The sequence below is a fragment of the Pectobacterium nicotianae genome, assembly GCF_023272715.1.
In the GTDB taxonomy this organism is placed as follows: domain Bacteria; phylum Pseudomonadota; class Gammaproteobacteria; order Enterobacterales; family Enterobacteriaceae; genus Pectobacterium; species Pectobacterium brasiliense.
Genome location: NZ_CP096821.1, coordinates 548519 through 574831, shown reverse-complemented (window position 1 = coordinate 574831; position 26313 = coordinate 548519). Strand labels below are relative to the sequence as shown.

The 26313-nt window shown below is 51.8% G+C and carries 19 protein-coding genes and 1 tRNA gene; 2 read left to right on the top strand and 18 right to left on the bottom strand.

Annotated features, from left to right (window positions below; translation table 11 throughout):
* Positions 1-3 precede the first annotated feature (3 nt).
* The 8 genes from hflK to nnr all read right to left on the bottom strand — a co-directional run bounded on the left by hflK (position 4) and on the right by nnr (position 9866).
* Positions 4-1263: an FtsH protease activity modulator HflK gene (gene hflK / locus MYB54_RS02560; RefSeq protein WP_010285819.1), complete on the bottom strand. Its 1260-nt coding sequence runs from the start codon at positions 1261-1263 to the stop codon at positions 4-6.
* Between the two features lie 96 nt (positions 1264-1359).
* On the bottom strand, positions 1360-2640 hold the full coding sequence (gene hflX, locus MYB54_RS02555; protein WP_010285822.1) for a ribosome rescue GTPase HflX: 1281 nt from the start codon (positions 2638-2640) through the stop codon (positions 1360-1362).
* Between the two features lie 94 nt (positions 2641-2734).
* Positions 2735-3034, bottom strand: coding sequence for an RNA chaperone Hfq (hfq, locus tag MYB54_RS02550; RefSeq protein ID WP_010285823.1), 300 nt, complete (start codon positions 3032-3034; stop codon positions 2735-2737).
* Between the two features lie 113 nt (positions 3035-3147).
* Positions 3148-4089: a tRNA (adenosine(37)-N6)-dimethylallyltransferase MiaA gene (gene miaA, locus MYB54_RS02545; RefSeq protein ID WP_104213307.1), complete on the bottom strand. Its 942-nt coding sequence runs from the start codon at positions 4087-4089 to the stop codon at positions 3148-3150.
* A complete protein-coding gene (gene mutL / locus MYB54_RS02540; protein ID WP_104213306.1) occupies positions 4082-6091 on the bottom strand; it encodes a DNA mismatch repair endonuclease MutL in 2010 nt (669 codons plus the stop codon). Before mutL ends, miaA begins: the two co-directional genes overlap by 8 nt.
* A 51-nt stretch (positions 6092-6142) precedes the next feature.
* Positions 6143-7813, bottom strand: coding sequence for an N-acetylmuramoyl-L-alanine amidase AmiB (amiB, locus tag MYB54_RS02535; RefSeq protein ID WP_040044227.1), 1671 nt, complete (start codon positions 7811-7813; stop codon positions 6143-6145).
* A complete protein-coding gene (tsaE, locus tag MYB54_RS02530) occupies positions 7810-8292 on the bottom strand; it encodes a tRNA (adenosine(37)-N6)-threonylcarbamoyltransferase complex ATPase subunit type 1 TsaE (RefSeq protein ID WP_248721465.1) in 483 nt (160 codons plus the stop codon). Before tsaE ends, amiB begins: the two co-directional genes overlap by 4 nt.
* Before the next feature lie 5 nt (positions 8293-8297).
* Complete coding sequence (nnr, locus tag MYB54_RS02525; protein WP_248721464.1) at positions 8298-9866, bottom strand: bifunctional ADP-dependent NAD(P)H-hydrate dehydratase/NAD(P)H-hydrate epimerase; 1569 nt, start codon at positions 9864-9866, stop codon at positions 8298-8300.
* Positions 9867-10009: 143 nt separating this feature from the next.
* Here nnr and queG point away from each other — a divergent pair, with 143 nt between their 5' ends.
* Positions 10010-11149: a tRNA epoxyqueuosine(34) reductase QueG gene (gene queG / locus MYB54_RS02520; RefSeq protein WP_205547031.1), complete on the top strand. Its 1140-nt coding sequence runs from the start codon at positions 10010-10012 to the stop codon at positions 11147-11149.
* 525 nt (positions 11150-11674) lie between these two features.
* Here the strand turns inward: queG and ahpF are convergent.
* The 3 genes from ahpF to MYB54_RS02505 all read right to left on the bottom strand — a co-directional run bounded on the left by ahpF (position 11675) and on the right by MYB54_RS02505 (position 15690).
* Positions 11675-13237, bottom strand: a complete 1563-nt coding sequence (ahpF, locus tag MYB54_RS02515) for an alkyl hydroperoxide reductase subunit F (RefSeq protein ID WP_039283611.1) — start codon at positions 13235-13237, stop codon at positions 11675-11677.
* 129 nt (positions 13238-13366) lie between these two features.
* A complete protein-coding gene (ahpC, locus tag MYB54_RS02510) occupies positions 13367-13930 on the bottom strand; it encodes an alkyl hydroperoxide reductase subunit C (protein WP_010287114.1) in 564 nt (187 codons plus the stop codon).
* 110 nt (positions 13931-14040) lie between these two features.
* The gene (locus MYB54_RS02505; protein ID WP_014916749.1) at positions 14041-15690 is read right to left on the bottom strand and encodes a DUF4153 domain-containing protein; all 1650 of its coding nucleotides are present in this window, start codon (positions 15688-15690) and stop codon (positions 14041-14043) included.
* Positions 15691-16203: 513 nt separating this feature from the next.
* Between MYB54_RS02505 and MYB54_RS02500 the strand changes: the two genes are divergently transcribed.
* Positions 16204-17001, top strand: a complete 798-nt coding sequence (locus MYB54_RS02500) for a hypothetical protein (RefSeq protein ID WP_206555323.1) — start codon at positions 16204-16206, stop codon at positions 16999-17001.
* Positions 17002-17328: 327 nt separating this feature from the next.
* Here the strand turns inward: MYB54_RS02500 and MYB54_RS02495 are convergent.
* The 7 genes from MYB54_RS02495 to MYB54_RS02465 all read right to left on the bottom strand — a co-directional run bounded on the left by MYB54_RS02495 (position 17329) and on the right by MYB54_RS02465 (position 26032).
* A tRNA-Gly gene (locus MYB54_RS02495) sits at positions 17329-17404 on the bottom strand.
* Between the two features lie 299 nt (positions 17405-17703).
* Positions 17704-19182 carry a hypothetical protein gene (locus MYB54_RS02490; protein WP_100018108.1) on the bottom strand — a complete coding sequence of 493 codons (1479 nt, stop codon included), beginning with the start codon at positions 19180-19182 and terminating at the stop codon, positions 17704-17706.
* A 223-nt stretch (positions 19183-19405) separates the two neighbouring features.
* Positions 19406-20332: a D-2-hydroxyacid dehydrogenase gene (locus MYB54_RS02485; protein ID WP_014916753.1), complete on the bottom strand. Its 927-nt coding sequence runs from the start codon at positions 20330-20332 to the stop codon at positions 19406-19408.
* A gap of 69 nt (positions 20333-20401) precedes the next feature.
* Complete coding sequence (locus tag MYB54_RS02480) at positions 20402-22108, bottom strand: DUF6138 family protein (RefSeq protein ID WP_371928262.1); 1707 nt, start codon at positions 22106-22108, stop codon at positions 20402-20404.
* A 65-nt stretch (positions 22109-22173) separates the two neighbouring features.
* Complete coding sequence (locus MYB54_RS02475; RefSeq protein ID WP_248721462.1) at positions 22174-24231, bottom strand: DUF2207 domain-containing protein; 2058 nt, start codon at positions 24229-24231, stop codon at positions 22174-22176.
* Between the two features lie 4 nt (positions 24232-24235).
* Complete coding sequence (locus MYB54_RS02470; protein WP_039521670.1) at positions 24236-24778, bottom strand: LemA family protein; 543 nt, start codon at positions 24776-24778, stop codon at positions 24236-24238.
* Between the two features lie 204 nt (positions 24779-24982).
* On the bottom strand, positions 24983-26032 hold the full coding sequence (locus MYB54_RS02465; RefSeq protein WP_014916755.1) for an NAD(P)-dependent alcohol dehydrogenase: 1050 nt from the start codon (positions 26030-26032) through the stop codon (positions 24983-24985).
* Between the last annotated feature and the right edge of the window lie 281 nt (positions 26033-26313).

Here is a 26313-nt window from a genome sequence, read left to right as displayed (position 1 = left end):
CGATTATTCTCTCCCTACTCGAGTGAAGTCATCACGCTGCGCATTTGCTCTGCGCTGATCCATGATATTTCCATTGTTACTGCTGCGCGTTTGATTGCTATTCGTCGCACCGCTGCTGTTGCCAGGCAAACGCAGTGGGTTAGCGCTGCTACTGTTATTGCTTTGCGTATTTTCACCGCCTTGTCCACGCAGCATCTGATCCAACGGCAGCACCATCAGGTTGCCCCCCTTGTCATTGACCAGAACTTTACGAGTATGGCTCAGTACGCGTTCCATCGTTTCGATATACAAACGCTCACGGGTGATTTCCGGTGCAGCTTTATATTCCGGTAAGACTCTGGCAAAACGGGCAACTTCACCCTGAGCTTCCAGAACGGTACGGGTTTTATAAGCGCGAGACTCTTCCAGAATACGTTGCGCCTGACCGTTAGCACGCGGCTGAACTTCGTTCGCGTACGCTTCCGCTTCACGAATATATTGCTGTTCGTTTTCACGTGCGGCAATCGCATCATCAAACGCGGCCTTCACTTCTTCCGGCGGACGTGCGGTCTGGAAGTTGACGTCCAGCAGCGTGATACCCATGTTGTACGGACGAACGGTTTCTTCCAGTACACGCTGAGTATCCGTACGCACAATGGTACGGCCTTCCGTCAAAATTTTGTCCATCGTGTATTTACCAATAACGCCGCGCAGCGCACTGTCAGTTGCCTGACGCAGGCTGTCATCCGCATTGGTTACACTGAACAGATATTGTTCTGGCTGCGTGACACGATACTGCACGTTCATTTCAACGCGCACGACGTTTTCATCTGACGTCAACATCACGCCCGACGTCGCCAGTTCACGCACCGATTCAACGTTCACCGCGCGAACAGAATCGATGAAGGTCGGTTTCCAGTTAAGACCCGGACCAACCAAATGGCTGAATTTACCAAAGCGCGTGACGACACCGCGTTCCGCTTCTTTAATGGTATAGAAACCAGTAGCAGCCCAGATGACAACCGCAGCGACGGCAGCGATACCGACGATCCGGCCACCCAGTGCTGGGCCGCCAGAATTTCCGCTGTTGCTTGAGCCTGAACCTTTTCCGCCACCCAGATCGCCGAGTTTTTTGCTCAGCTTACGGAAGATGTCGTCCAGATCCGGCGGCCCCTGATCTCGGCCACCTTTATTGTTATTTCCGCCAGAGTTGCCGCCATTATTGCTGCTGCTCCCCCACGGGTCGCGGTCTTGTCCGTTATTACCGGGCTGATTCCACGCCATGTTTTAGCTCCATTCTTTATGATAGGTGTTCTTCAGGTTCAATATCCCAGAGTCCGTCAGACTATTTCACCGCTCAGACTGTTTGTACCAGTCAAATCAGACAATATAGTCCAGCAGTTCCTGCTCTTTTTTGCAGAGGCGGTGCCAGTCAGCAATCGGCATACGAATAACCAAACCAATTTGCCCATCCTCTTCAATCCATTCTTTTTCTATTGCCTGAAGCTGGTAAAAACGACTACGCAAGCGTCCTGCCTGCGGGGGAAGATGCAAGGTATGTTGTGCGATTTCCCCGGAAAGCCGCTCAGTCAATGCCTGAAATAGCAACGGAATACCGTCGCCGGTCTGTGCTGAAAGCCAGACCCGTACCGGTAGGTTCTCTTCGTTGCGATCGATACGCGGAACGAAATCATCCAGCATATCAATCTTGTTCATTACCAACAGCGCAGGTATTTCGTCCGCCTCAATTTCCGCCAATACGTCATCAACCGCTTCAATGTTCTCGTCAAGACGAGGATCGGCGGCATCAACAACGTGCAGCAGCAGCGAGGCCTGACGTGTTTCCTGTAATGTAGCCTTAAACGCAGCCACCAAATCGTGGGGCAACTGCCGGATAAAACCTACGGTATCCGCCAACACCGTATCACCCACATCATCCACTTGAATGCGGCGCAATGTTGGATCCAGTGTGGCAAATAACTGATCGGCGGCATAGACGCCCGCCGATGTAATCGTGTTAAACAGCGTGGATTTACCCGCGTTGGTATAGCCCACCAGCGAAACGGTGGGAACATCGGCACGAACCCGCGACCGGCGCCCTTGTTCACGCTGTTTTTCTACCCGTTCAAGACGCGACAGTATCTGCATGATACGGTTACGCAATAAACGACGGTCGGTTTCAAGCTGGGTTTCACCCGGGCCACGCAAACCGATACCGCCTTTCTGACGTTCAAGGTGCGTCCAGCCGCGAACCAGTCGGGTCGCAAGGTGGCGCAGCTGTGCCAGTTCTACCTGTAATTTCCCCTCGTGCGTACGCGCACGCTGGGCAAAAATATCTAAAATCAGTCCGGTACGATCGATCACCCGGCACTCGCACAAACGCTCCAGATTACGTTCCTGAGCAGGCGTCAGCGCATGATCAAACAGCACGACAAACGCGCCCGTTTCTTTTACTACCTGAGCAATTTCTTCAGCTTTGCCTTCCCCGACAAAATACTTGGGGTGAGGCGACTTACGGCTGCCAGTAACAACCTGCAAGGATTCAATACCGGCAGAAGAAACCAGAGATTCAAACTCCAGCAGATCTTCTGTATCTCTATCTTGCGAAAAGAAAATATGAACTAATATGGCCCGTTCACCTGATTCATAACGGTCAAACAAGCGAGTAACCTCTCAAACGAGCAAAAAACACCACAGCGAAGGAGCCGAGCGATGCGTCCAGCTCTCCCACGCCGTGGTGAATTGACAATACGCCTTATTCGGCGTCATCAGCTTCCTGCGACTGCTGCTGAGCAGTCGTGTTACTACCGTGATAGTTGTTGCTGCCGCCTGGATTGTTGCTATGGTGAGAGACTGGGCGAGAAGGAACAACTGTAGAGATGGCGTGCTTATAAACCATCTGACTTACCGTGTTTTTCAACAAAATCACGAACTGATCGAAAGATTCGATCTGACCTTGCAACTTAATACCGTTCACCAAATAAATCGAAACCGGAACACGTTCACGACGCAAAGCGTTCAAGAACGGATCTTGCAAAGATTGCCCCTTAGCCATTCTATATTTTCCTTATTTGTATGTTGTTTGTAACAAAGAACCCTACGGCTCTAAAATAACGGTGTAAAAAAACTTGCACGCTGAGACTCACCGATTGTACACAATCACTCAACCTATGCACTAACAACCTGTATCACCTTGTCCAGTGCTTCAGTCGGTTTTTCGCTATCCAGCCAGCAGACATCATCCCAACCGCGCAGCCAGGTCATTTGACGCTTCGCTAACTGACGCGTCGCACAAATTCCCCGATAAACCATCTCATCGTAATCAATTTCACCGGATAAATATGACCACATCTGGCGATAACCAACGCAACGAATAGAGGGCATATCCGTATGAAGGTCATGCCGGGCAAATAATGTCCGGGCTTCTGTCTCAAAACCTGCCGCCAACATCTGATGAAAGCGCTGTTCAATCCGCTCATGCAACAATTCACGCGTCGCCGGGGCGATAGCAAACTGATGAACATGATAGGGCAGCGCGTCGCCAGACGTTTTTGTCAGTTCAGTTAAAGTGTTACCTGAAACGAAAAAAACTTCCAGTGCTCGCGAGAGTCTCTGCGGATCATTTGGATGAATCCGAATTGCTGCTACCGGATCGATCTCACTGAGCTGCCGATGCATCGCTTCCCAGCCGATTTCTTTTGCCTGCTCTTCAATGCGTTGGCGCACGGCAGGATCGGCTGACGGCAGAGGAGAAAGTCCCTCCAGCAGCGCCTTGAAATACAGCATCGTCCCCCCGACTAACAGGGGAATGCGTCCGGCGGCGGTAATGTCTGCCATCTCACGTAGCGCATCACGGCGAAAATCTGCCGCAGAATAGGACTCTGTCGGATCGAGAATATCGATTAACCGATGCGGGGCCAGTGCCAGCTCTTCCGCACTCGGTTTCGCCGTCCCAATATCCATATCTTTATAGATGAGGGCGGAATCTACGCTAATCAACTCTACCGGCAAATATTCTCGTAACGCCATTGCCAATGCCGTTTTTCCTGACGCCGTCGGCCCCATGATAAAAATGGCGGGCGGCAACGACGCTTGTTCTACATCACTCATGCTTTAAAGCCTTGATGGCATCCTGGATGTCCATCACAGATAAAAGTTCAGACGGCGGCGTTTTCGCCAACTGCGGACAAAGCCGCTCGACATCCGCCAGTAATTGTATGGCCTGAGAATGACTCCAGCTTTCCTGCTCACTCTGCAATCGCGTTGCCATCCACGACGCCAATTCGCCAGGTTCCACCTGCTGTGTCTCAACCGTCTGATAGTCGGCCAGATAGCCTATCAGTTCGGAGATCAAGTTTTGTAAATTTTGTTGGCGCAATGGTAAAGGTACGGCACGCAATGTGGCACGTTGTGACTCAACCACGACATCAATACCAAAACGCGCCAGCAAAGCGTGATGGGCAGACAACACGTTCAGCTCGGATTTACTCAACGTCAGGCGCTGCGGAATCAGCAACGGCTGCGCCCGCAGCCCTTCTTCCGGCGGCGTCAACTGCACCGCTTTCAGATAGCGTTCAGCAACGGAAAGCGACAGCATCGCCAATCCCTTATGGTACTCCAACAGCGCGTAGCACGGCGGATAAACCGTCAATACCCGCCCAAAACCGTTTGATTGGCTTTCCAGCGGTGATTCAACCGGCGCACGTTGCTTGTTATTGCTCGCGGCGGTGTCCGTCGCGGTTCGATTTGGCGGTGCGTCATGCGATGCCGTGGATGGGGCAACCCTATCCGGCGACATAACGTGACTCGACGGTGCAGAAATACGCTCACCAGACGACGGCGGTGCACTTGCTGCGTTATCCGCAGGTTGCAGCAGCGTCTTATACAGATCACCCTGCTTCTTCTGGTACGGATTCTCCGGCTGATAGCCAGAATAAGCAGATTCTTTCGCCTGACCGGAATGACCTGCGCGCGGCGTTTTCCCACCATACGACGGCGAACTATCGGTACGTGACGGCTGGGCAAAATGGTTTTCACCGGCGGCGGTACGGTTTTCCTGCTGCCATTGCACGGGTTTCCCGGTTTCCGGCTCTGTTATGCCAAGCGCCGGTGAGGATGCCTGTTGCAGAACGGACATCACCGCCTGATAGATGAAGTCATGTACCAGACGCGCCTGATGGAACCGAACTTCATGCTTGGCAGGATGCACATTGACATCCACCTGATGCGGGTCGATCTCCAGATACAGCACATAGGCGGGCTGCTGCTCGTCACTAAGCTGATCCTGATAAGCCTGCCGGATGGCATGATTAATCAGCCGGTCACGCATCATGCGCTGATTCACGTAGCAATACTGCATATCAGGCAGTTGCTTGGCTCCAACCGGATCGGCTACCCAGCCATGAATGGTGAGATCACCGTGTTGCCATGACACTGCCAGCGCATGTTGCAGGAACGTCGCCCCGCAGATGCTGCCCAAACGGCGTTCATACTGGCTTTTATCCGGTGCCGCACGGTACTGCCGCATCAGCTTACCGTTATGATGTAGCGTGATGGCGACATCGAAACGCGCCAGCGCGATGCGGCGCACCACCTCATCAATATGTGTGAATTCGGTTTTTTCGGTGCGCATAAATTTACGGCGGGCGGGCGTGTTATAAAACAGATCCAGCACTTCCAGCGTGGTGCCCACAGGGTGAGCCGCGGGTTTAACCGTCACTGCCATGTCACGCCCTTCGGCGTAGGCCTGCCAGGCTTCGGATTGTTCGGCGGTGCGCGATGTCAGGGTTAGACGAGAGACGGAACTGATACTTGCCAGCGCTTCGCCGCGAAACCCCATACTCACGATGGCTTCCAGATCGTCGAGCGTGGCGATTTTGCTGGTCGCATGACGCGCCAGCGCCAGCGTTAATTCATCCTTTCCAATCCCCGAACCATTGTCACGAATACGGATCAGCTTCGTGCCGCCGCGCTCGATGTCGATATCAATCCGGGTCGCACCTGCATCCAGACTGTTTTCCACCAGCTCCTTCACGACCGAAGCCGGACGCTCAACCACTTCTCCGGCAGCGATCTGGTTAGCCAGTTGCGGTGGCAACACCTGAATCGGCATGGCGTATCCCTCTTACTATCCTCAATCTATCGACATCGTCAGCATGAAGAATCAGGCAGACGGAATAACCAGCGTTTGCCCCAGCTGTACCGTGCCGGAGCGCATATTATTCGCCTGCTGGATCTCTTTCATGCTGACGCCGTAACGGGCAGCAATCGCACTCAGGCTATCACCCTTTACGACCTTATGCTTCACCGGCGCTGCCTTTTTAGGCGCAGGTGTTGATGCTGTCTGTCTCGTCCCAGTAGCCGGAATATTCAAGCGCTGTCCAACCCAGACGATGTCCTTGTTCAGCTTATTCACGTCACGCATAGCCGCGAGACTGACGCCATAGCGCCGGGCAATGGAAGAGAGCGTTTCGCCACGTGCAACGGTATGACGCGTGCTGCCCGCACTCGCTTTTGCTGCGGTTACGTTACCGCCCGACGTTGCTCTATCACTTGCCGCCGACTGTAGTGGGCGGCTTTCCTGCTTTGGGAGGGATTGAATCGGGTGAGTTTGGAAGTAACTTCTCAGCCCCTGATAAATCGCATTGGCGATTTTTTCCTGATAGTCGTTGCTCCCCAACAGCCGCTCTTCCGAGACATTCGTGATAAATCCGGTTTCCACCAGTAGAGAAGGAATATCCGGCGAGCGCAACACGCCCAAACTCGCGTGCTCAGGCAGTCGTTTATGCAGCCCCCCGACGCGCTGGAGCTCACGCAGCACCTTGGTCGCGACGTCATACCCGACCCGCTGAGAGTGACCGAATTGCAGATCCAGTACCGCCTGACTGAGGTAAGGATCGGCACTGCTGTTCGCCAGTAGATCGCCTGCCCCGCCCAACAGTTCAGACTGCTTCTCATGCTGCTCCAGCCAGTTTGCCATTTCACTGTTCGCACGGCGGTTGGACAGTACCCAAACAGACGCACCTTTCGCATTGCGGTTCGGTGCCGCATCCGCGTGAATCGACACTAACAGGTTCGCACCCTGCTTACGCGCCACGTCCGAACGCCCCATGACGGAGATAAAGTAGTCGCCGTCACGCGTCAGCACGCCTTTAAAGGCCGGATCGTTATTCAGTAAGACTTGTAGCTTACGCGCGATAGAAATGGTGACATTTTTCTCCCGCAGCCCGTTCGTACCAATCGCCCCTGGATCCTGTCCACCGTGCCCGGCATCAATCGCCACAACGACGCGTTCATTCCCCTGTCGTGCTGGCACGCGTGCAGATGACGAACTGGTATTGACGGCAACAGTCGGTTTGTTGGTAAACGGATTTTTGGCCGGTTCTGCCGGCGCGCTATTTTGCTGGCGTGAAGCAGGAGGCGCAGAGGCTTGCACCGTTTTTGCTTTATCACCGGTGATGGTGAAAACAACAACGTAACCAGACCCTTCTTTTTGCGTCACCGCCCGCGTTTTAGCCGCCTGAGTTAAATCCAGCACCAAACGCAGGCTTTGTGCGTCCTGCGCGTTGCTGGTTCGCACGCGCTTAATCAGATTTTGCCCGCTGAAATCCAACGGCAGCCCCTGAATAATGCCAGTCTGACGAATATCGATGACCACTCTGGCGGGGTTACTGAGCGGGAAAAAAGCATAAATAGGCTGACCGCTAAAGCTCAGGCGCACCGTGGCCTGGCCTGACGCATTATCCACCTTGATATCCGACAGGTTGGCCGCCCACGCCGAGCTTGCCAGCAACAGCCATACACCGATGAACAGCTTAACCATACGACTCATCATGATTCTGTTGTTCCTGGCTGAAGAGAAAAATGTTGCAACATCGCGTCTCCCGCCGCAGAGACAGCGGACAGCTCAGCCTGTCGGCCCTGATCCTGATAGCGTAAATGCAGTTCGATATCCGCATCGGGCAGCACGCCAGCGCCCTGCTGAGGCCATTCAATCAAGCAGATGGCATCCTGTGTCAGATAATCGCGGATCCCCATAAACTCCAACTCTTCCGGGTCGGCCAGTCGATAGAGATCGAAGTGGTAGACCGCCAGCGGCGATAACGCATAGGGCTCGACCAGCGTATAAGTGGGGCTTTTAACATTGCCCTGATGACCGCGCGCCTGTAGAAAACCGCGACTAAACGTCGTTTTTCCCGCACCGAGGTCGCCATAAAGGTGGATAACACAAGCACCGTTGCAGGCTTTCGCCAGCGCCGTACCTAAAGAGATCGTTGCTGCCTCATCCGGCAGAAGTAAGACTATTTTTTTCATTCTATCTATTGTTCTAAAAACATAGGTTCTGAAAGCATCGGCTCTGGAAACACCCGCTCGGGATTAACATATCGGAACAGCACAGGCAGTAAATCGGTTGCCAGCATACCTCGGGTGCCACGTCGCGCTGCCAGCCAATCGGCCGCCGCACCGTGAACGACACACCCTGCACAGGCAGCATCATACAGCGAGAGCTTTTGCGCCAGCAAACCGCCAACGATACCCGACAGCACATCACCCATACCGCCTGTCGCCATGCCGGGGTTTCCCACATCAGCAATGGCAACCTCGTCTCGCTCGCTGGCAATCACCGTTCCCGCACCTTTCAATACGACAACGCCGCCATAGCGTTTTACCAACTTTGTAGCCGCAAGTAAGCGATCACTTTCAATATCAGAAACGCGGCAATTCAGTAAACGTGCCGCCTCACCGGGGTGAGGTGTCAGCACGCGATTCTGCCGCTTATGCGGATTGATTGCCAGCAGGTTAAGCGCATCCGCATCCCATAACATGGGTTTGTTACAATTTTCTGCCAGACGCAGCGCGCTTTTGCCCCATTCATCCTGCCCTAAACCGGGTCCAATCACCACGACATCGGCCCATTCCAGCCCCTGCCGCAGCATCTCTGTCGTCAATTCTTGCACCATCAGCTCAGGCCGAGCCGTCAGAAACGCCGATTGATACTGTTTGTGAGTAAGTACTCGCACTAAGCCTGCGCCGCTGTGTAACGCCGCATCCGCAGCCATCAATACTGCACCACCTAAGCCGACGTTGCCGCCTACCACCAGCAGCCTGCCGTTATCACCTTTATGTTGTCCGGCTGGACGAGGCGTCAACCACTCGGGAAGTTGCGCCGCGGTCAGCCGCCGTATCGGCGCGGTTTGGTCGTCCAGCCACGCCTGCAATCCTAACGAATGATAATGTAATGTTCCGACGTGCTCACGGGCGCGACCGGTCAGTAGTCCCGGTTTCAAGGCGATAAACGTCACCGTCTGCGCCGCACAAATCGCAACGCCTGCACAGGTGCCGGTTTCGGCATCTAAACCAGAGGGAATATCCAGTGAAACAATGGGAGCGGGATAGGCATTCGCCTGCGTCATTAACGCAGCATAAGGCGCACGCGGTGCAGCAGAAAGACCGATTCCCAGTAGACCATCCACAATGAGATCGATCCCATCCGGCCACGGTATATCACCATCCTGCGCACTCACGTCCTGAACATGACCGCCCTCTTCCAGCCACCGCTGACGCGCAAGATGAGCCTCATCAGGTAGCGACTTATCGCGGGTACAGGCAAAAACATCTACCTCTATGCCCGCCGCCAGCGCCAAACTGGCGACCACATATCCATCGCCGCCGTTATTGCCGTGTCCAGCCAGCACCCGCCAACGTCGAGCTGAGGGATAGCATCGGCGAGCCACCTGAAATGCGGCTTCTCCTGCACGCTGCATGAGTTCCCACAGCGAAAGCCCCGACTCGCTGGCCGCTCTGGCTTCTTCACGCCGCACCCACTCGGCGTAAAACACCGAATCAGGCAACTCATCCTCTCGCTTCCGGTCGTGACACGTCATCATCTGCTCTTAGTTTTCATTACAATGACTTAAAATTAGCAAGCAACCTAAACGACCGCCAGCATTCCGCACATCTCAGCAGGCATCGGCTCTGCAGCGCGAATATGGTAACATCAGCACGTCTTGTTTATTTCTGTGGCCCCATCATGTCATACCCCTACGATCTCAACGAATTAGCACAACACATCAAACAATGGGGACAGGCATTGGGGTTCCAGCAGGTCGGCATCTGCGACACTGATTTGTCCGCAGAAGAGCCTCGGCTTCAGGACTGGTTGGATAAGCAATACCACGGGGAAATGGACTGGATGGCGCGCCATGGCATGTTACGAGCGCGTCCGCATGAGCTGCTGCCCGGCACACTGCGCGTCATCAGCGTACGTATGAATTACCTGCCAGCCAAAGCCGCATTCGCCAGTACCTTAAAAAACCCAGAACTCGGCTACGTTAGCCGCTATGCGCTAGGTCGTGATTACCACAAGCTGCTACGCCAGCGACTGAAAAAACTCGGCGACCAGATTCAGGAATACTGCGGTGAATTGAATTTTCGCCCCTTTGTCGATTCCGCTCCCATTATGGAGCGTCCTTTAGCTGCGAAAGCCGGGCTTGGCTGGGTTGGTAAACACTCACTAATTCTGAACAGAGAAGCGGGTTCCTGGTTCTTTCTCGGTGAACTGCTGATCGATTTACCTCTCCCCGTCGATCGCCCACAGGAAGAACAGTGCGGTCGATGTGTCGCCTGCATGACCACCTGCCCAACTGGCGCGATTGTCGCACCTTATACCGTTGATGCCCGCCGCTGCATTTCCTATCTGACTATCGAATTGGAAGGTCCGATTCCTGAAGAATTTCGTCCGCTAATGGGTAATCGCATCTATGGCTGCGATGACTGTCAGCTGATTTGCCCGTGGAATCGGTTTTCACAACTTACCGACGAGGCGGATTTTAGCCCGCGTGCCGCGCTGCATACGCCAGAGCTGCTGGCACTATTCGGCTGGAATGAAGAGAAATTTCTGCGAATTACGGAAGGGTCGCCGATCCGGCGCATCGGCCATCTCCGCTGGCTACGCAATATTGCCGTCGCACTGGGGAATGCCCCCTATCAGGATAGTATCGTACTGGCGCTGCAAGCCCGTCTGGGTGAAAGCGAACTGTTGGATGAACATATCCACTGGGCAGTTCATCAGCAGTTGGAACGTCGTGCATCACTGGGAATCGACGTCCGATCCACACAGAAAAAACGACTTATTCGTGCAGTAGAGAAAGGATTACCGCGTGATGCGTGAGCCGCTCAAACTATTGTCATCAGTTTGTCGCACGCGCTGTGAATAAATAAAAAAAACCGTTGCCAATCAACTGTCACAAAAAGTACAAGCGATAGTTATGGCGTTTTATAAGTAAAATTTATGAATAGATATCAATAAGATACTCTACAGTATTTTATCAATAACATAGTGTGATTAATAAATAACCAACCAACAGCCTGTGGATAAGTCTGTTAAGAAGAATATGATTTTTTGTATTAACTGATAAAAAATGATGTGGATTGAGGTAACACTTGTGCTCGAAATAGGATGCTATGTTGACAGTAAAGAACGGGCAGCAGCACAAAGCGGCGAGCATTATGAATTTCTTATTGTCCTTTAGCAAGGGCTGAGATCTACTTTTTACGATCGAAAGAAAAATTTTACGATCAAAAACAAAAACGCGGCGACACTTCTATGAAGCATCGCCGCGCGGAACGTTAAGAGCGTCGTCAGAGAAACAGAAGGATGGCAAATATATCCACCTTCGTCCTCAACAGGCCGACGTTATGCACGGGTTCTGATCAGGTAGTCAAAGGCGCTCAAGGACGCTTTTGCGCCTTCACCCGTCGCGATAATGATCTGCTTGTACGGCACCGTCGTACAGTCGCCGGCAGCAAAAATCCCTTTCACGCTGGTTTCGCACTTGGCATCGATCTCAATTTCACCGATGCGGTTTCTGGCTACCGTACCTTCCAGCCAGTGGGTGTTAGGCAGCAGGCCAATTTGTACGAAGATCCCTTCCAGCGCTAAATCATGCACTGAATCAGTAATACGATCTTTGTAGCTCAGCCCCGTCACCTTCTGTCCATCGCCTTTCACTTCCGTGGTTTGCGCATTCAGGATGATGTCAACGTTCGGCAAGCTACGTACTTTCTCCTGCAATACCGAATCCGCTTTCAGCTCCGACGCAAACTCAAGCAGCGTGACGTGTTTCACCACGCCAGCCAGATCGATAGCCGCTTCGACACCGGAGTTCCCGCCGCCGATCACTGCAACGTGCTTGCCTTTAAACAGTGGGCCATCACAGTGCGGACAGTATGTTACGCCGCGTGTACGGTACTGATCTTCGCCGGGTACATTCATGTTTCTCCAGCGCGCGCCGGTCGCAATAATCACACTGCGCGCTTTCAACGTCGCACCGGATACGGTAATCACCTGATGCGGTTTACCCGGTTCGCCGCCAGGAATTAGGGCTTCTGCACTCTGCGCGTCAATCACGTCGACATCGTAGTCATCAACATGGCTTTTCAGCGCGGTCGCCAGCTTAGCCCCTTCCGTTTTCGGAACGGAAATGTAGTTTTCGATATCGACGGTATCCAGCACCTGACCGCCGAAGCGCTCACCGACTAATCCGGTACGGATACCTTTACGCGCTGAATAGACCGCCGCCGCTGCGCCCGCTGGGCCGCTACCGATGATTAACACATCATAGACGTCACGCTGATTCAGCTTCTCAACCTGTTTGGCACCCGCGCCAGTATCGATTTTCGTCACAATCTCAGCCAGGCTCGTGCGCCCCTGACTGAAGTGTTCGCCGTTCAGGAAAACGGTCGGAACGCCCATGACATTACGGCTTTGAATTTCATCCTGGAACACACCGCCGTCAATCGCGGTATGGGTGATATTTGGATTCAAGACCGCCATTAAATTCAGCGCCTGCACCACGTCCGGGCAGTTGTGGCAGGACAGTGAGTAATACGTTTCAAAGTGGAATGAACCGTCAAGATGGCGGATTTGATCGAGTAATTCTTTCGCTTCTTTCGACGGATGACCGCCCACCTGCAATAACGCCAGAATCAGGGAGGTAAATTCGTGTCCCATTGGCGCACCGGCAAAACGTGGGCCACTTTGGGAATCTGGATTGGTAATCAGGAATGAAGGCTTACGTACTGCCAGATCATTCTTTTCAATAAAACTTACCCGATCGGACAGCTCAGCAATCTCAGCCAGCAGGGTTCTGACTTCAGCAGATTTAGCAGAGTCATCCAGAGTCGCAATCAACTCAACAGGTTTGGTTAATTTTTCCAGATAGGCTTTCAACTGGACTTTCATCGTATTGTCGAGCATTGGTCGTCCTTAATTAGGCAAGGTGGTACAAAAGCAAAATCGTGCGGGGGTGCTGGCCCCAAAAAGCCGGGCCAGAAAAATCGGGTGCAATGCACCCGACAAAACAGTCATATTTTCCGAGGTGTCAGCTTAGATTTTGCCAACCAGATCCAGAGACGGTGCCAGCGTAGCCTCGCCTTCTTTCCACTTGGCTGGGCACACTTCGCCTGGGTGAGAAGCCACGTACTGCGCCGCTTTCACTTTACGCAGCAGGTCAGAGGCATCGCGGCCAATGCCTTCCGCCGTGATTTCTACCGCCTGAATGATGCCCTGTGGGTCAACGATGAACGTACCGCGATCGGCCAGACCTTCTGCTTCGCGCATGTTCTCAAAGTTACGCGTCAGTTGGCCCGTTGGGTCACCGATCATGGTGTATTTGATTTTGCCAATGGTTTCAGAGCTGCTGTGCCACGCTTTGTGCGTGAAGTGGGTGTCGGTGGAAACAGAGTAGATTTCCACGCCACGCTGTTGGAATTCGTCGTAGTAGTCAGCGACATCACCCAGTTCGGTCGGGCAGACAAACGTAAAGTCGGCCGGATAGAAGAAGAACACGCTCCATTTGCCTTCGATGTTCTTCTCAGTCACTTCGATGAATTGACCGTCTTTGAAAGCCATGTTTTTGAATGGTTTAACTTGGGTATTGATTACTGACATCACTTTATCCTCATGTGTTTTCGCATGTGGCTAAAGTACAGAAATGTGATCGCTATCACCAATCCGTTGTCTTTATCGAATCAATAAGTAATACCTAACGTAGGGTGGAATCAGGGATACGTAATCTCCATATTCTGGCCACCGATCCTGATCGTCTTGAAACGTGGGGAAACGGCTTCAACCTTGCCATCTTTCACCAGCGCGACCAGTTTTTCCGTCCCTATCGCGCCAAACATACTGGCCGCAATCTGCCACTGCCCCTTTTCATCACGGGCGAGGATCTTCCCACCATTCCCCCAGCCTACTCTGGGGAAAACGAGCACTTCGTTATGACCTTCGCCTGTCAAATCAATAGCAAAGAGCAGGCAAGGGATTTCTCTGCATTGATTACCCAGATTATCGCCCTGCAACATGCTTTCGACGCCGTCTTCCAGCGGCCCCACCCACTCGACCTGAACAGGGAGCACTTTCGCGGGGCGACCTTCCAGCCGCTCGAGCAGCACCTGACGCCCTGTCGCGTCAAGTATCCGGTCGTGCTTCAATTCTGCGGCCAGCCAGTTAAATTGCTGCCTGCCCGCCGTTCCTAACTCATCACGCAGCGCCCACAGATCAAATTCATCAATCGGCGTTTTCCCATTAAGCAAGCGCTGAACCTGGTTTTTCGCGCTAAACGCTTCTGGATTTAACAACGGCGTATGTAGCAATATCACCAAAACACAGATGACGGCAGCGAGCAGCGGATTGCTTGTGCGTAAACTCCCCAACCAGACGCCAGAACGGCGGATGACGGCCCACACCATCGCCAGGCTGTAAAGCATCGCAATCGCCACCACGAAGATCGACTGGAAACGGAAAGGTGTCAGGCCATACTGCTCGATACGCAGCCAACTGGAATAGCCCGCCAATGCAACCAAGACTGGCAGGCACACCACGCTGGCACTGACCAACCCGCGTAACACCGCCGGATAAGCGTGGCCTTCGTTATCATCCTGAGAGGCACAGTTAATCAAAAAGAGGTTTACGCCCATCAGGCATAGCAGAATGACGGTAGAGCGGCCGGTATTCCATATCGGCTCCAAACCGCTAAAAGGCAGCGTCAAGGTGAAAACTACGGTAATCAGCGCACTAAACGGCAGCAGGAAGCGGCAAGCCGACAGCAGAATCCCACGCAGCAGCACGACTACCGCTTCTTTGGTCATTCCGATATAAATACCGACAGAAAACACCATCGGTAAGAACAGCATATAAAATCGATGATGGCTAAGTACTTTACTCACCAGCCGAAAACCCAACATGTTGAACAGCATGCCACACAGTACGAGCAGCAACACAACCACCAGGACTAATAGCAAAGCCATCAATACAGTAAAAATATTGCTCCAGGCATCTTTACAGAGTGCTTTATAGGATGGCCATCGCCCTTCACGTGTTGACCAACTGCGCATGAAAGTGCAGCTGATATAACCGAGTAGGATGCCACACAGTAGCCAGGAATCAGGCAGGTAGTTTCCCCCGCCGTCATAAAGAACCCAACCGCTAATCGCCGTCATCAGTACGGTCAGCGCGCCGGCCCAAAGCCACGTCTTATTCACCAAGAGCGTGCGCTCCAGCAATTGCAGACTGATTCCGCCAACCGCCGCCATTGTGATCAACATCGTTTGAGGAATGCCGCTTTTCATTTCCTGCACAGCGACAAATAAAAGCCCCTGGAGCAGGCCAATAACCAGATAAAACCTTAACGATGGGGAACTGGCAGGCATGGCAAATCCTTTTATCGACGTACGTCACATATCGGTCGGTGGTGTAGACACTTTTTCACCACTCGAATGATGTGGGGTAGCAAAATGAGAATAGTGCGAGCAGTCTACAAGTAAACGCTTCAGGTATCACGCTTCGGTGACAAGTTTGCAACACCATGTTTTCCCTAATAACACCGCGAGACAGTGCGCTAAAATTTAACGCATTCAGAATAGTCATATCAAAACATTAGCAATGAATATAATTTCATGGAAATAATATTAAAATAAAACATCACTGGAATTGAATAATAATAAGCTCAGTAAAATAGCGCACCAAATATATCAACACGGGCTATAAATCTATTTCAAAATAACCACAAAGAATTAAAGTTATTTAATTCAATTGCCGATTTTATACTAATACCCATATCGCGGTTTGTCTGAGTCTTATGGCTACAGCGCGCAGACGCTGTATTCCGCCCTATGGTATGAACACAACGCCCAGATATCAGCCTGCTACCTGGAAACCTGAAGATGATTAATTTAAATAACCTTCCCGCAACCAAAAGCATTGATGTTAGAGACACGGCAAAAACAAACTCATCTGTGGTAACAGGCAACACGTCGAATAAAACGACGTCATCCGTCTCCTCAAATGAATCAACAACAAAAGATAAAAGCAGCGTATCGTCGCTGGCACGGCAATTAAATGATGCAGCAACACGTGCAGAAGCGAGGGATAGCAGCAATAGCCGTGGAAAACTGGCGTCATATGCACATTCGGTCATTGAGGAACTGGCTGGTAGCAGCTATGAAAGCCGCCGAAAAGCGCTAGCTGAAGAATTACCGGATACTGACGACCCGCAATTACTTGCTCGCGCAAAGCAAGCTAATGACTTCGCTAATGGTCATGGCTCAAACCCCTTTAAAGGACTCTCTCGCGAGCAACTCTCACTCATTATTTATGATGATAGTAATACCTTTACCGTCAACGAGCGCAGAGCGGCATTACATGAATCAAATGAAATAGAAAGCGCCTGGAGCCATCGAGTCGTAGCGCAAAGCAAGCAAGAATGGAATCGGGGGGAATTTAAACAAACCGAGTTCTTCAAACTTGTTCTGGAACACTATGAAGGCTTGCCGTTAATCGAACAGGTACAGGCTCCCGCCAACTACGAATCTCGACTCAAACATCTAATCGAAATGGATTACAACTTTGTGACCGGCGAGCCAGGGAAAAATGCGAACCCGCTGAACAATCTGTTCGACCTGCTTTTACCACGTAATATCCCAATGGGAAGCAATGCCACCCCTGCGGGAAAGGCTGAATAAGCAAAATAAAGAGTCCTACTGTACGTATCCCAGTAAACCGAACCATTCATTTTTAGAGATCTTCAGGCATACTATTTATGTCCCCCGAGGAGATCACCATGCTTAAAGCCCGATTCACTGAGCACCAGATCATCACCGCTCTCAAGTCCGTCGAAGCCGGACGTACCGTCAAGGATGCCTGACACCAGCGCTAGATACTTGTCTCACTGGTTTCAGCAGCACGTAGGATAATATCGGCGTTTAATGAAGCAGGATGAAATATCAGGCAGTGATAAAACTGGATGTCTGATTAAGATAAAGGGGGGTAATGACGAAAATAAAGAATTTTGGAGCGGGAAACGAGACTCGAACTCGCGACCCCGACCTTGGCAAGGTCGTGCTCTACCAACTGAGCTATTCCCGCAGAGAATCGGATTTATTATCTTTTTACTTTCAGCAAAAAACAAATCTTGCCGAAACTAAAACTAGTTAAACCCAGTCAAATCAAATGTAACCTAATGAATTTAATCACTATTTACCAGTAGGTGATTCAACGGTCAGCATTATGTACCAATCAACTTTACGTGGCAAGCCCTTTTCACTGAAAACCTTACCATCCAGTTTTAACCAGCGCCAACGCAGTGGAGGCAAAGCTATGAGCCCGCCTCCACAACCAGACCGCCTGAGGTTAAGGCGGCCTGATATTTCATTGACTTATGCGTATCAGGATTTTACGCTTTTCAACAACGTTTGCTTACAGATGTGCCCGAATGTGACGTGAGTGACATTATTCCCGCCCACGCCGACACCGCTCTGAGCCGGGACTTCAATACGCCATGCGCCCACATCGTAGGTTGTTCTCCACGTATTAATATAGCCCTGACTGTAGTCCTGGAACTGTGTCGTGTAATCAGCATAACAGTTATCCAATTTCACAGACCCAGAAGCCTTGCCGTTTGCATCAGTGATTATTCCGTGGGCATTGGCAGCATTAAACTCTAACTCACCGTTGTTTTCTCGTTGGTCGAGTATAAGAATCGCCACAATATTTGGAATACCCGCGCCGGTGGAATCCGCCATCGTCACTCCCCAGGTAACATCCCGATAGGCTTGCGTGGTCATAAAACCAAAAGCTGTCGGTGCAGAACTTGGGATACGCAGGACGGTACTTTCCCCCGTAACAGAATGGCTAAACCCAACAATTTTGGAGCCTAAAGTTAGCTTATATTTCTGAGACACCGTCGGTAATCTTGATGGATTAGGCAACACTCTCACCAAAACTTTCTCATTCGGCTGAGAAGGAATAATGGTAATTTCCTGTCCGGTATTACGGGTTGTCCAGGTATTACCGCCATCAGTGGAAGACGCCAGTAACCAGTTGTTATTGGTTCCGCTCGTCACGCCATCAAAGCGAAGTAAAACATGCTGGCCACGGGTTGCGGTAAATACGTAGTAATCCGCATCAGAATCACTATCAGAGTTACCTTCAATTTCCCTCAGATTATCAGACAAGGGATAGGCCAAAGACGGAATATCGTTCAACTCATAAGCATCAACATTCGTATTAACAATGGCGCCAAAATTAAAACCAGAACCATCTGCGGTATTGGCTTCCATAAACCAATAGTAGTGCCCCGGTGGAGTTAAATCCAACGTAGCTTCATCAGCATTCCCTGCTTGATTTGAATAATTAATTGCCGTCACATTATTCTGACCATCGTCCCGCATCAAGCTAAGCGCAATATCGGTTTCAGGACTCATGCCTACGACGAATGCGGTTGTTTTAGAACGCTGAGTGATTTCAAAGTGATAACAGGCGCTGCCTCCACTTTGCAGCCCGTCCAGCGTATAAATAGAGTTTACGGCAAGAGTCGGACACAGCGGAGTGAATGCAGCGTTATTAGCAAGAGGCTGGGTGCTTGATAACGGCTTTTTTTGTGCATTTTTTGCATCAGCCTGTGCATCTGGTGCATTGGGAGCGATAACAACAACCCCCTCATTTTCCGCTTTGTGAAATTTATAATTACTCGCAGCATGCGCTTGTATGCTATTAGGGGCATCAAATACAGAAACCGTGCCTTTCTTTTGCAGTTTCCCAATATCCTTCACTTCGACAGAAACGCTGGTTTCAGCAATCGCTGAACCCATGCAGAATGCCAATCCGGCAGCCGCAAGATATACATTTAAACGATGGTATTTCATCCCAATATTTCCTTATCCTTGAGGATTATCAAATAGAACGCAGACTTATTATTTAATAATTAACAAATACTGAACGTGAAGCGGACGTAGTATTACACCGACACGCTGCATAATCTCAATAAAATCTTACAAAAATATTTAAAATGAAATTTTTTAAATGAGCGAATTGAAATTATTATTAAATATAATTAATTCGCTCATTGATAATTTACTCAATAATTATTTAATACTCGCGACTAAAATCAACCTCACCACGCAACGTATTATCAGCATGAAAGCGGGTGAGATTATCCAGAAATAATCGCCCCATCAGCCCCGGCACCATTGGTCCGGCAATGTGCGCCGTCAACGTCAGATTCGGTGTGTTCCAGAATGGATGGCTGTACGGTAGCGGCTCTTGCCTGAATACATCCAGCACCGCCCCCGCAATCTGCGCATCACATAGCGCCGCCCGCAAATCATCATCCACCACGGCGCTACCCCGCCCGACATTAATGAACAGCGCCGAAGGCTTCATGGCGGCAAACAGACGGGCATCATAGATATCGGTGGTTGCCGACGTATCGGGAAGGAGATTGATGACATAATCAGCCTTCGGTACCGCAGCGGGTAACTCCGCTAAGCTCATGATCCGTTTAAAATCAGGTCGCTGTCTTGGCGTACTAACGATGCCATATAACTCAACACCAAAAGGCCGTAGAAAACCTGCGACCTCACAGCCGATCTCTCCCGCACCAACAATCAGCACGTTTTTATCCGCCAGCGATCCTGGTAAACGGTGATCCCAGCGCCGTTCTTCCTGACTGATTTGCCGTTCCCCCAGACGCAGTTCATGCCTGAGCATATAGGCAATCACATATTCGGCGATAGGTTGCCCAAACACGCCAACGGCACGGCTTAAACGGTAATCACGCGGCAACTCATCAGCCAACAGCGGTTTGAACCCTGCCCAGGTCGACTGTAGCCACTTTGGTTTGGCTCCCTGAGCCAGCAATGCGGCAGCGGTATCCGGTTCACCCAGCCAAATCGGGCAGCTTGCGGCCTGCTCTGCCGTACCGTTCGAGAGCACCAGCTCAAGCTCTGGTGCAGCATGATTTAAGACAGAGCCAATCTCATCGGCCCGCGAGTCCAGCAGCAGAATAGCGGTCATAAGCACGTTCCTTAGCAGAGTGAGACACCTTCGGACTCACTCCGAACATTGTCGTCATTACGTTTACGATTAGGCAGAAGCCTGAATGAGCGACGTCAATAGCGCGCCGCGCTTCGCTTCCGATTTCTTCACCAGTGCAGCGAGCTTCTTGGTGTTGCCCCAGATGAGATACAAAATATGTTCTATCACGGCGGGTTCCCGCATCCGCACTTCTTCAACCAGTTGTTCGAACAACGCATCATTCTCTAGCGCGAGCAACATATTCAACTTTAGGCTTTCTGTCGCATGGCTAAGACAGGCAACCAGCGTCGCCACGTTCTGCGCCGTCGCACTATGCTTATCGAAAAATGCACGAATGAAGGCATCCTGTACCGATTGATGTTCATCATCCACACTTTCCATGTAATCTTTAACGAGTGGGAAGTATCCCGCCTCAGTCAGGCCCAGCCCGAATACCGCATAACTTCCCGGCATACAGCACTTTTCGCCTTCCGAATCGGCGTACCATTCAAATTCTTCAATCGCAGTACGCGCATAATCCTCAAGAAGCGGATAGTTCGATGCATACTGCAACGCGTTAGCAAAAAAACGATGGGTATCCGATTTTGCCAGCCCCTTGATGGGAAGGTACTGTCGCACCGACGATTTCAGGACAATCTTGTAACTCTTTGGGAAACCAAGCGTCAGTAAGCGCGTAATGAAGCGCAGCACCTGCTCATACGCTTCGGCGCTTTCCTTGCGAATACGGACGGTGATGGTCGAGAACACATCATTCGCCACGCATTCCACCGATTCGTTCTTCAGGTTAATCTGCACTTTCTCAAACGCACCACTTCCCTCTTCCATAATGCTTAGCGCATGCAGGTAGCCCAACTGTTTCGCGATATCCAGATATTCCAGCGCCTGAGACTTACTGTAGGAAGGCTCATAACGCAGAATCATGATGGCGGCATAAAGCACGAGCTCGACGGGGTGAAGCGTTTGTGGATCCTGCTGCTCCAACGCGATTCCGGGCTTGAGGGTATAGATTTCTGGCTCAAAAAAATGCTCAGGCTGAGACACATCGCAATACCGCAGCAGAAATTCCTGTTCTACCCACGTTTTTAATGCACCGATAATATTGCGCCGATGCTCCGATAGCTCCGCATGCCCGGCGTTTCGCCGCTGAATTTGCTCAAACTGCGTCATGATCCAGTGGATATCCTGCGAGGGAAAGAGCTGTACATCAAGCAGGTGACTAGCCAGAAAGAACGTTTGCAGCGGCTCTGTCGGCGCATCGCCATGCGTCAGGTGCCGATCGGTATAGGCGTGGATAGACTCAAGTAGCCGCTGTTTTTTCACCTCGTTGGTGAACGTAAACAGCGTAACCAGCAGGCGACCTTCGATTGCCGGGAACACGGCACGGAAACAAAATCGGTAGTCAATCAGCGCCGTATCTGCCAGTTTCTCAACACGCTGCGCGATAGCCTGAGCCAGCACAGGAACGATACTTTCCTGTATCTGCGCCACGCTCAGCGCCCCTTTGCGGCTGCCGGGAGACAGCCCATCGGCATCCGGCTTCGCTTCAGAGGATATCGACGTACGCCCCGGCGCATAATCCAGTATCACATCGTCATGGATGCCGGCCTGCAATGTGGTTCGCGATATAATCTCATCAAGACCGGCCCTTTGCTCCTGCGTATCGAACCATTTGTTGATTGCCGTAAGCGACTCGTCGCGCATAGGGAAATCGTGTTGTGGTGATACCCCGGTTTCGTTTGAATGCCTGCCCGTCATTTTTCTATTTTTCCTTATTATTTATCGCAGATGAAACATTGCCCCAAAGCACGGTATTGATGATTCTACCACCCTCCTCCACCACCACCGCCGGAACCGCCTCCCGACGATCCCCTGCCGGAAGAGCCTGAACCACTGGAGCTGCCGCCTCCCCCGCCAGAGCCGGAGCTCACCACCGTCGTTGACGAGGCGCTACACGCGCTGTTGAACTGGGAAATACCGTCCCACTGCGTACTGGAGAACACGTCAGAAACCATTTGGTGGTTTTTCAGATACTGAGCAAACGTATTGGCCCAGGTTTCCCCCACGCCCAACGCCAGCGCATAAGGCAGCATGCGTTCAAAATGCGTCACTCGCTCATCGGGCGGATACAGCGTCTCATAACGGCGCTCTTCTGCGGCGCGGAGGTACAAGGTCATCCCTTTGGCTACGGCCAGGCCATTCAACCCTTTCTGGGTATGGCGCGGGACAATGCAGAAGAACCCCAGACACAGTAACAGGCTTACCGATAAGGCCCCCTGATAGTCTGTCGGCAGTTGAGACGATGTCAGTAAGCGAAACAGTCCGAGACCAAACGGCAGCGTAAAGAGAAACCCGGCCACCACCAGAAAAAGCGAGGCTTTGCTTTTCTCACTATTCTTTAGCAGTGCGGAATAGCGTGCGTATTTCAGTAATTGCAGACACAGCATCATACTGAACAGAAGGAAAGGCATGCCGATAACCGTGCTTATTGCCGTCCAGAGATTGAAGAAAAAGCCGTACAGCACCGGAACCAGCAGGCTTAGCGCGAGACCCACTCTCACGGCTCCTGCACTCGATAAAAACAGCGTCGGGTGCATTTTTTCATAATGCGCCTCTTGAGCCTTACGCGCCTTCTGCATTGGCACCGAACGCATACTGGTTTCCGTAATATCCAGTTTCTTCGTCTTGCCGGGAAACAATGTGCTGAGGAGCTGTTTATCCTCAGGTGTCAGCTTCACGGACCCGCTTTCAGGTAAGCGAGTGAGCCACTGTTCTTCTCGCCTCTGTGTCATACCACTTCGGCTTTTTCTCGGCTTATGGATGACTTTTGTCAGCGCAATCGCACGCCTGGCAACCAGATCCAAGACATCGCTGGAGAAAGCCACGTTATCGTAGGTTCGTTGACAGAGGTAACGTACATAGCCGGGATAAATGCCATTGGGAACGCTATACAACGGCATGACTGCGGGTTTCGTTAAGCCAAGCGGGGTTATATGCTTACTCCACCAAAACAGGTAGTAAGCCACGATCAGAAAGGGAGGAAACCACAGTATCCCGCTCTTTAACGTGGGTGAGAGCCAATTCCCCAGCAGGGAATCCTCTTGCGGTGCAGGGGCGGAAGCCAGAATACTCCTTGGCCAGGTGTAGGCGACCGTTACACCTTCCCCCGGCTGCAGCGGCGCGAGCGTCTCGATACTGCCATCAGCCAGAATACGGGCGTTGTCACCTTTCCTGCCCACCGGACCGGTATAGACATCAATCGATTGCAGGCGGGTATCTTTACCGCTGGCAGAGAGAAACGCGGCTTGCTCCGGCAGATACAGGCGAAAACGCACCTGATTTATTGGATAACTCCAACCGTTGCCGGTGACGTTCCAATACAGCTCATCCCAATCGGGAAAGCGGCTGAAATGGTTACTCACCTGATACTGAATACGGTAGCGATAGACTCCAGGTTGCAGTTGACGATCGGTGCGACCAATCAATACCTTAATCTGTTCGCCCGTTTGATCGATGCTGTAGCGTTCCGGCTCGCCATCTCGCAGTACCTGTGTAATCTGGTACGCCAGCCGGAACGTACTGCCATCCTGCCGATACCAGACCAGCGGGAGCGTGCGGAAAATCCCTCGTTTGATCTGCTCGCCGGTCGACTGAACCTGAATGGTCTCATCCACCAGCATGGTGCCATCCGTCTGGAAGCGAGCCTGCGAATCAAACAGCAGAATACGTTCGTCCTCTAGCCGGTTATCAACGTTAGCGCCCGGCGCGACGCTAACACCAGGGATAAACATATTATCCGGCACGTTTGCCTGAACTAAAACACTCCATCCGAGTAAAACCAGCCAGCCGCAACGGCGCAGCGCATCCACCCACCTTGCCATCACGTCACTCCATCCGCGGAACGTCACCCTCTGCGGGATTCTCCAGTTCAAAGAACGTTTCGGTTTTAAACTGGAACAGTTTTGCGATTAGCAAGCTGGGGAAGGACTCCACCTGAATATTCAAATCCCGCACCGTGGCATTGAAATAACGGCGCGACATCTGAAGCTGCTCTTCAATGTCAGAAAGCGATTGCTGCAAGGCGAGGAAATTTTGGTTGGCTTTCAGGTCAGGATAAGCCTCCGCTAGCGCAAAAAAGCGCCCCAGCGTCCCTGAGTACTCCCGTTCATTCTGAGCAATTTGCCGCGTGCTGCCAGTCTGACTGGTACGCTGGCGGGAAATGGCTTCCAGCAGATCCTTTTCATGCTGCGCGTAGCGCTTGACCAACGTCAGAAGATTAGGGGCCAGATCGTGCCGGCGCTTTAACTGCACCGCAATACCGCTCCAGGCTTCATCTTTAAAACGTCGCAGAGATATCAATCGGTTGTAGGTAAAAATCGCCCAGATAATCACCAAACCAACCAGAGCTAAACCAAGATAAATTTCCATTTTAAACTGTCTTTTCGCTGTGATAGAGAAGGAAAATCAACGCGTTGGTATAAAGGTATGACGACGAATAGTACCGCATTCACGCGTCGTTGGTGACAGGAAATTACGCTGGTTTGGTTTTTCTCATGATGTAGAGAAGGCGTGATAAATCAGTCAATGACAATCCCACAGCACGGGGAAATCCGTGCTGTGGGATACAGCTAATCAGGCGTGCAGCGTGGCGTTATCAATGACGAAGCGGTATTTCACATCGCCTTTGAGCATCCGCTCATAGGCTTCATTGATTTCGTCCGCGCGGATCAGCTCAATATCGGAAACAATCCCGTGCTCGGCACAGAAATCCAGCATTTCCTGCGTTTCAGGAATGCCGCCAATCATCGAACCCGCCACCGTGCGGCGTTTCATGATCAGGTTGAACACGTTAGGAGAAGGATGCGGCGACGCAGGTGCACCGACCAGCGTGAGCGCGCCATCGCGTTTCAGCAGCACCAGAAACGCATCCAGATCGTGCGGCGCAGCAACGGTATTCAGGATTAAATCGAAGCTGCCTGCGTGCGCCGCCATTTCTTCCGCGTTACGAGACACCACGACTTCATTTGCACCCAGCGACTTGGCATCTTCACGTTTGGATTCAGACGTGGTGAACGCCACAACATAAGCCCCCATGGCATGCGCCAGTTTGATCCCCATGTGGCCAAGTCCACCGATCCCTACGACACCGACCTTCTTACCCGGCCCGGCATTCCAGTGGCGCAGCGGCGAATAGGTGGTAATCCCCGCGCACAGCAGAGGTGCGACCGCAGCCAGTTCCGCCTCGGAATGACGGACGCGCAGCACATAGCGCTCATGTACGACGATCTGCTGGGAGTAGCCACCCAGCGTCCAGCCGGGCTCATCCGCCGTCGGGCCGTTATACGTGCCGACCATTCCGTCACAGTAGTTTTCTAAACCATCGTCGCATTCTTCACAGTGCCGACAGCTGTCCACGATGCAGCCAATACCCACCAGATCGCCAGCCTTAAAGGCTGAGACATGAGCCCCTACAGCCGACACCCGCCCAACGATTTCATGGCCAGGTACACAGGGAAACTGTGTTCCTGCCCATTCAGCACGTACCTGATGCAGGTCCGAGTGGCAGATACCACAGTACGCAATCTCAATCTGGACATCGTGGGCTCCCGGCGCACGACGGACGATCTGCAACGGTTCAAGAGGTTTATCGCCCGCATGGGCTCCATACGCATGTACAAGCATGGCTATTTCCTTTTCTGTTGAGAAACCGATTATGTTGAGAAACACGCTATACCCTAAATAATTCGAGTTGCGTGAAGGCGGCAACCGAGCGAATCCCCAGGAGCTTACACGAGTAAGTGACTGGGGTGAGTAAGGGCAGCCAACGCACAAGCAACTTGAAGTATGACGGGTATATTTTCCTCAATTCCCCCAGCAAACAGGTATAGCATTCCGCTTGTTTTCTTGCCTAATTCTCCATTTTTATGTTCACACGACGTATTACAGACGGCTTTATTCACCAC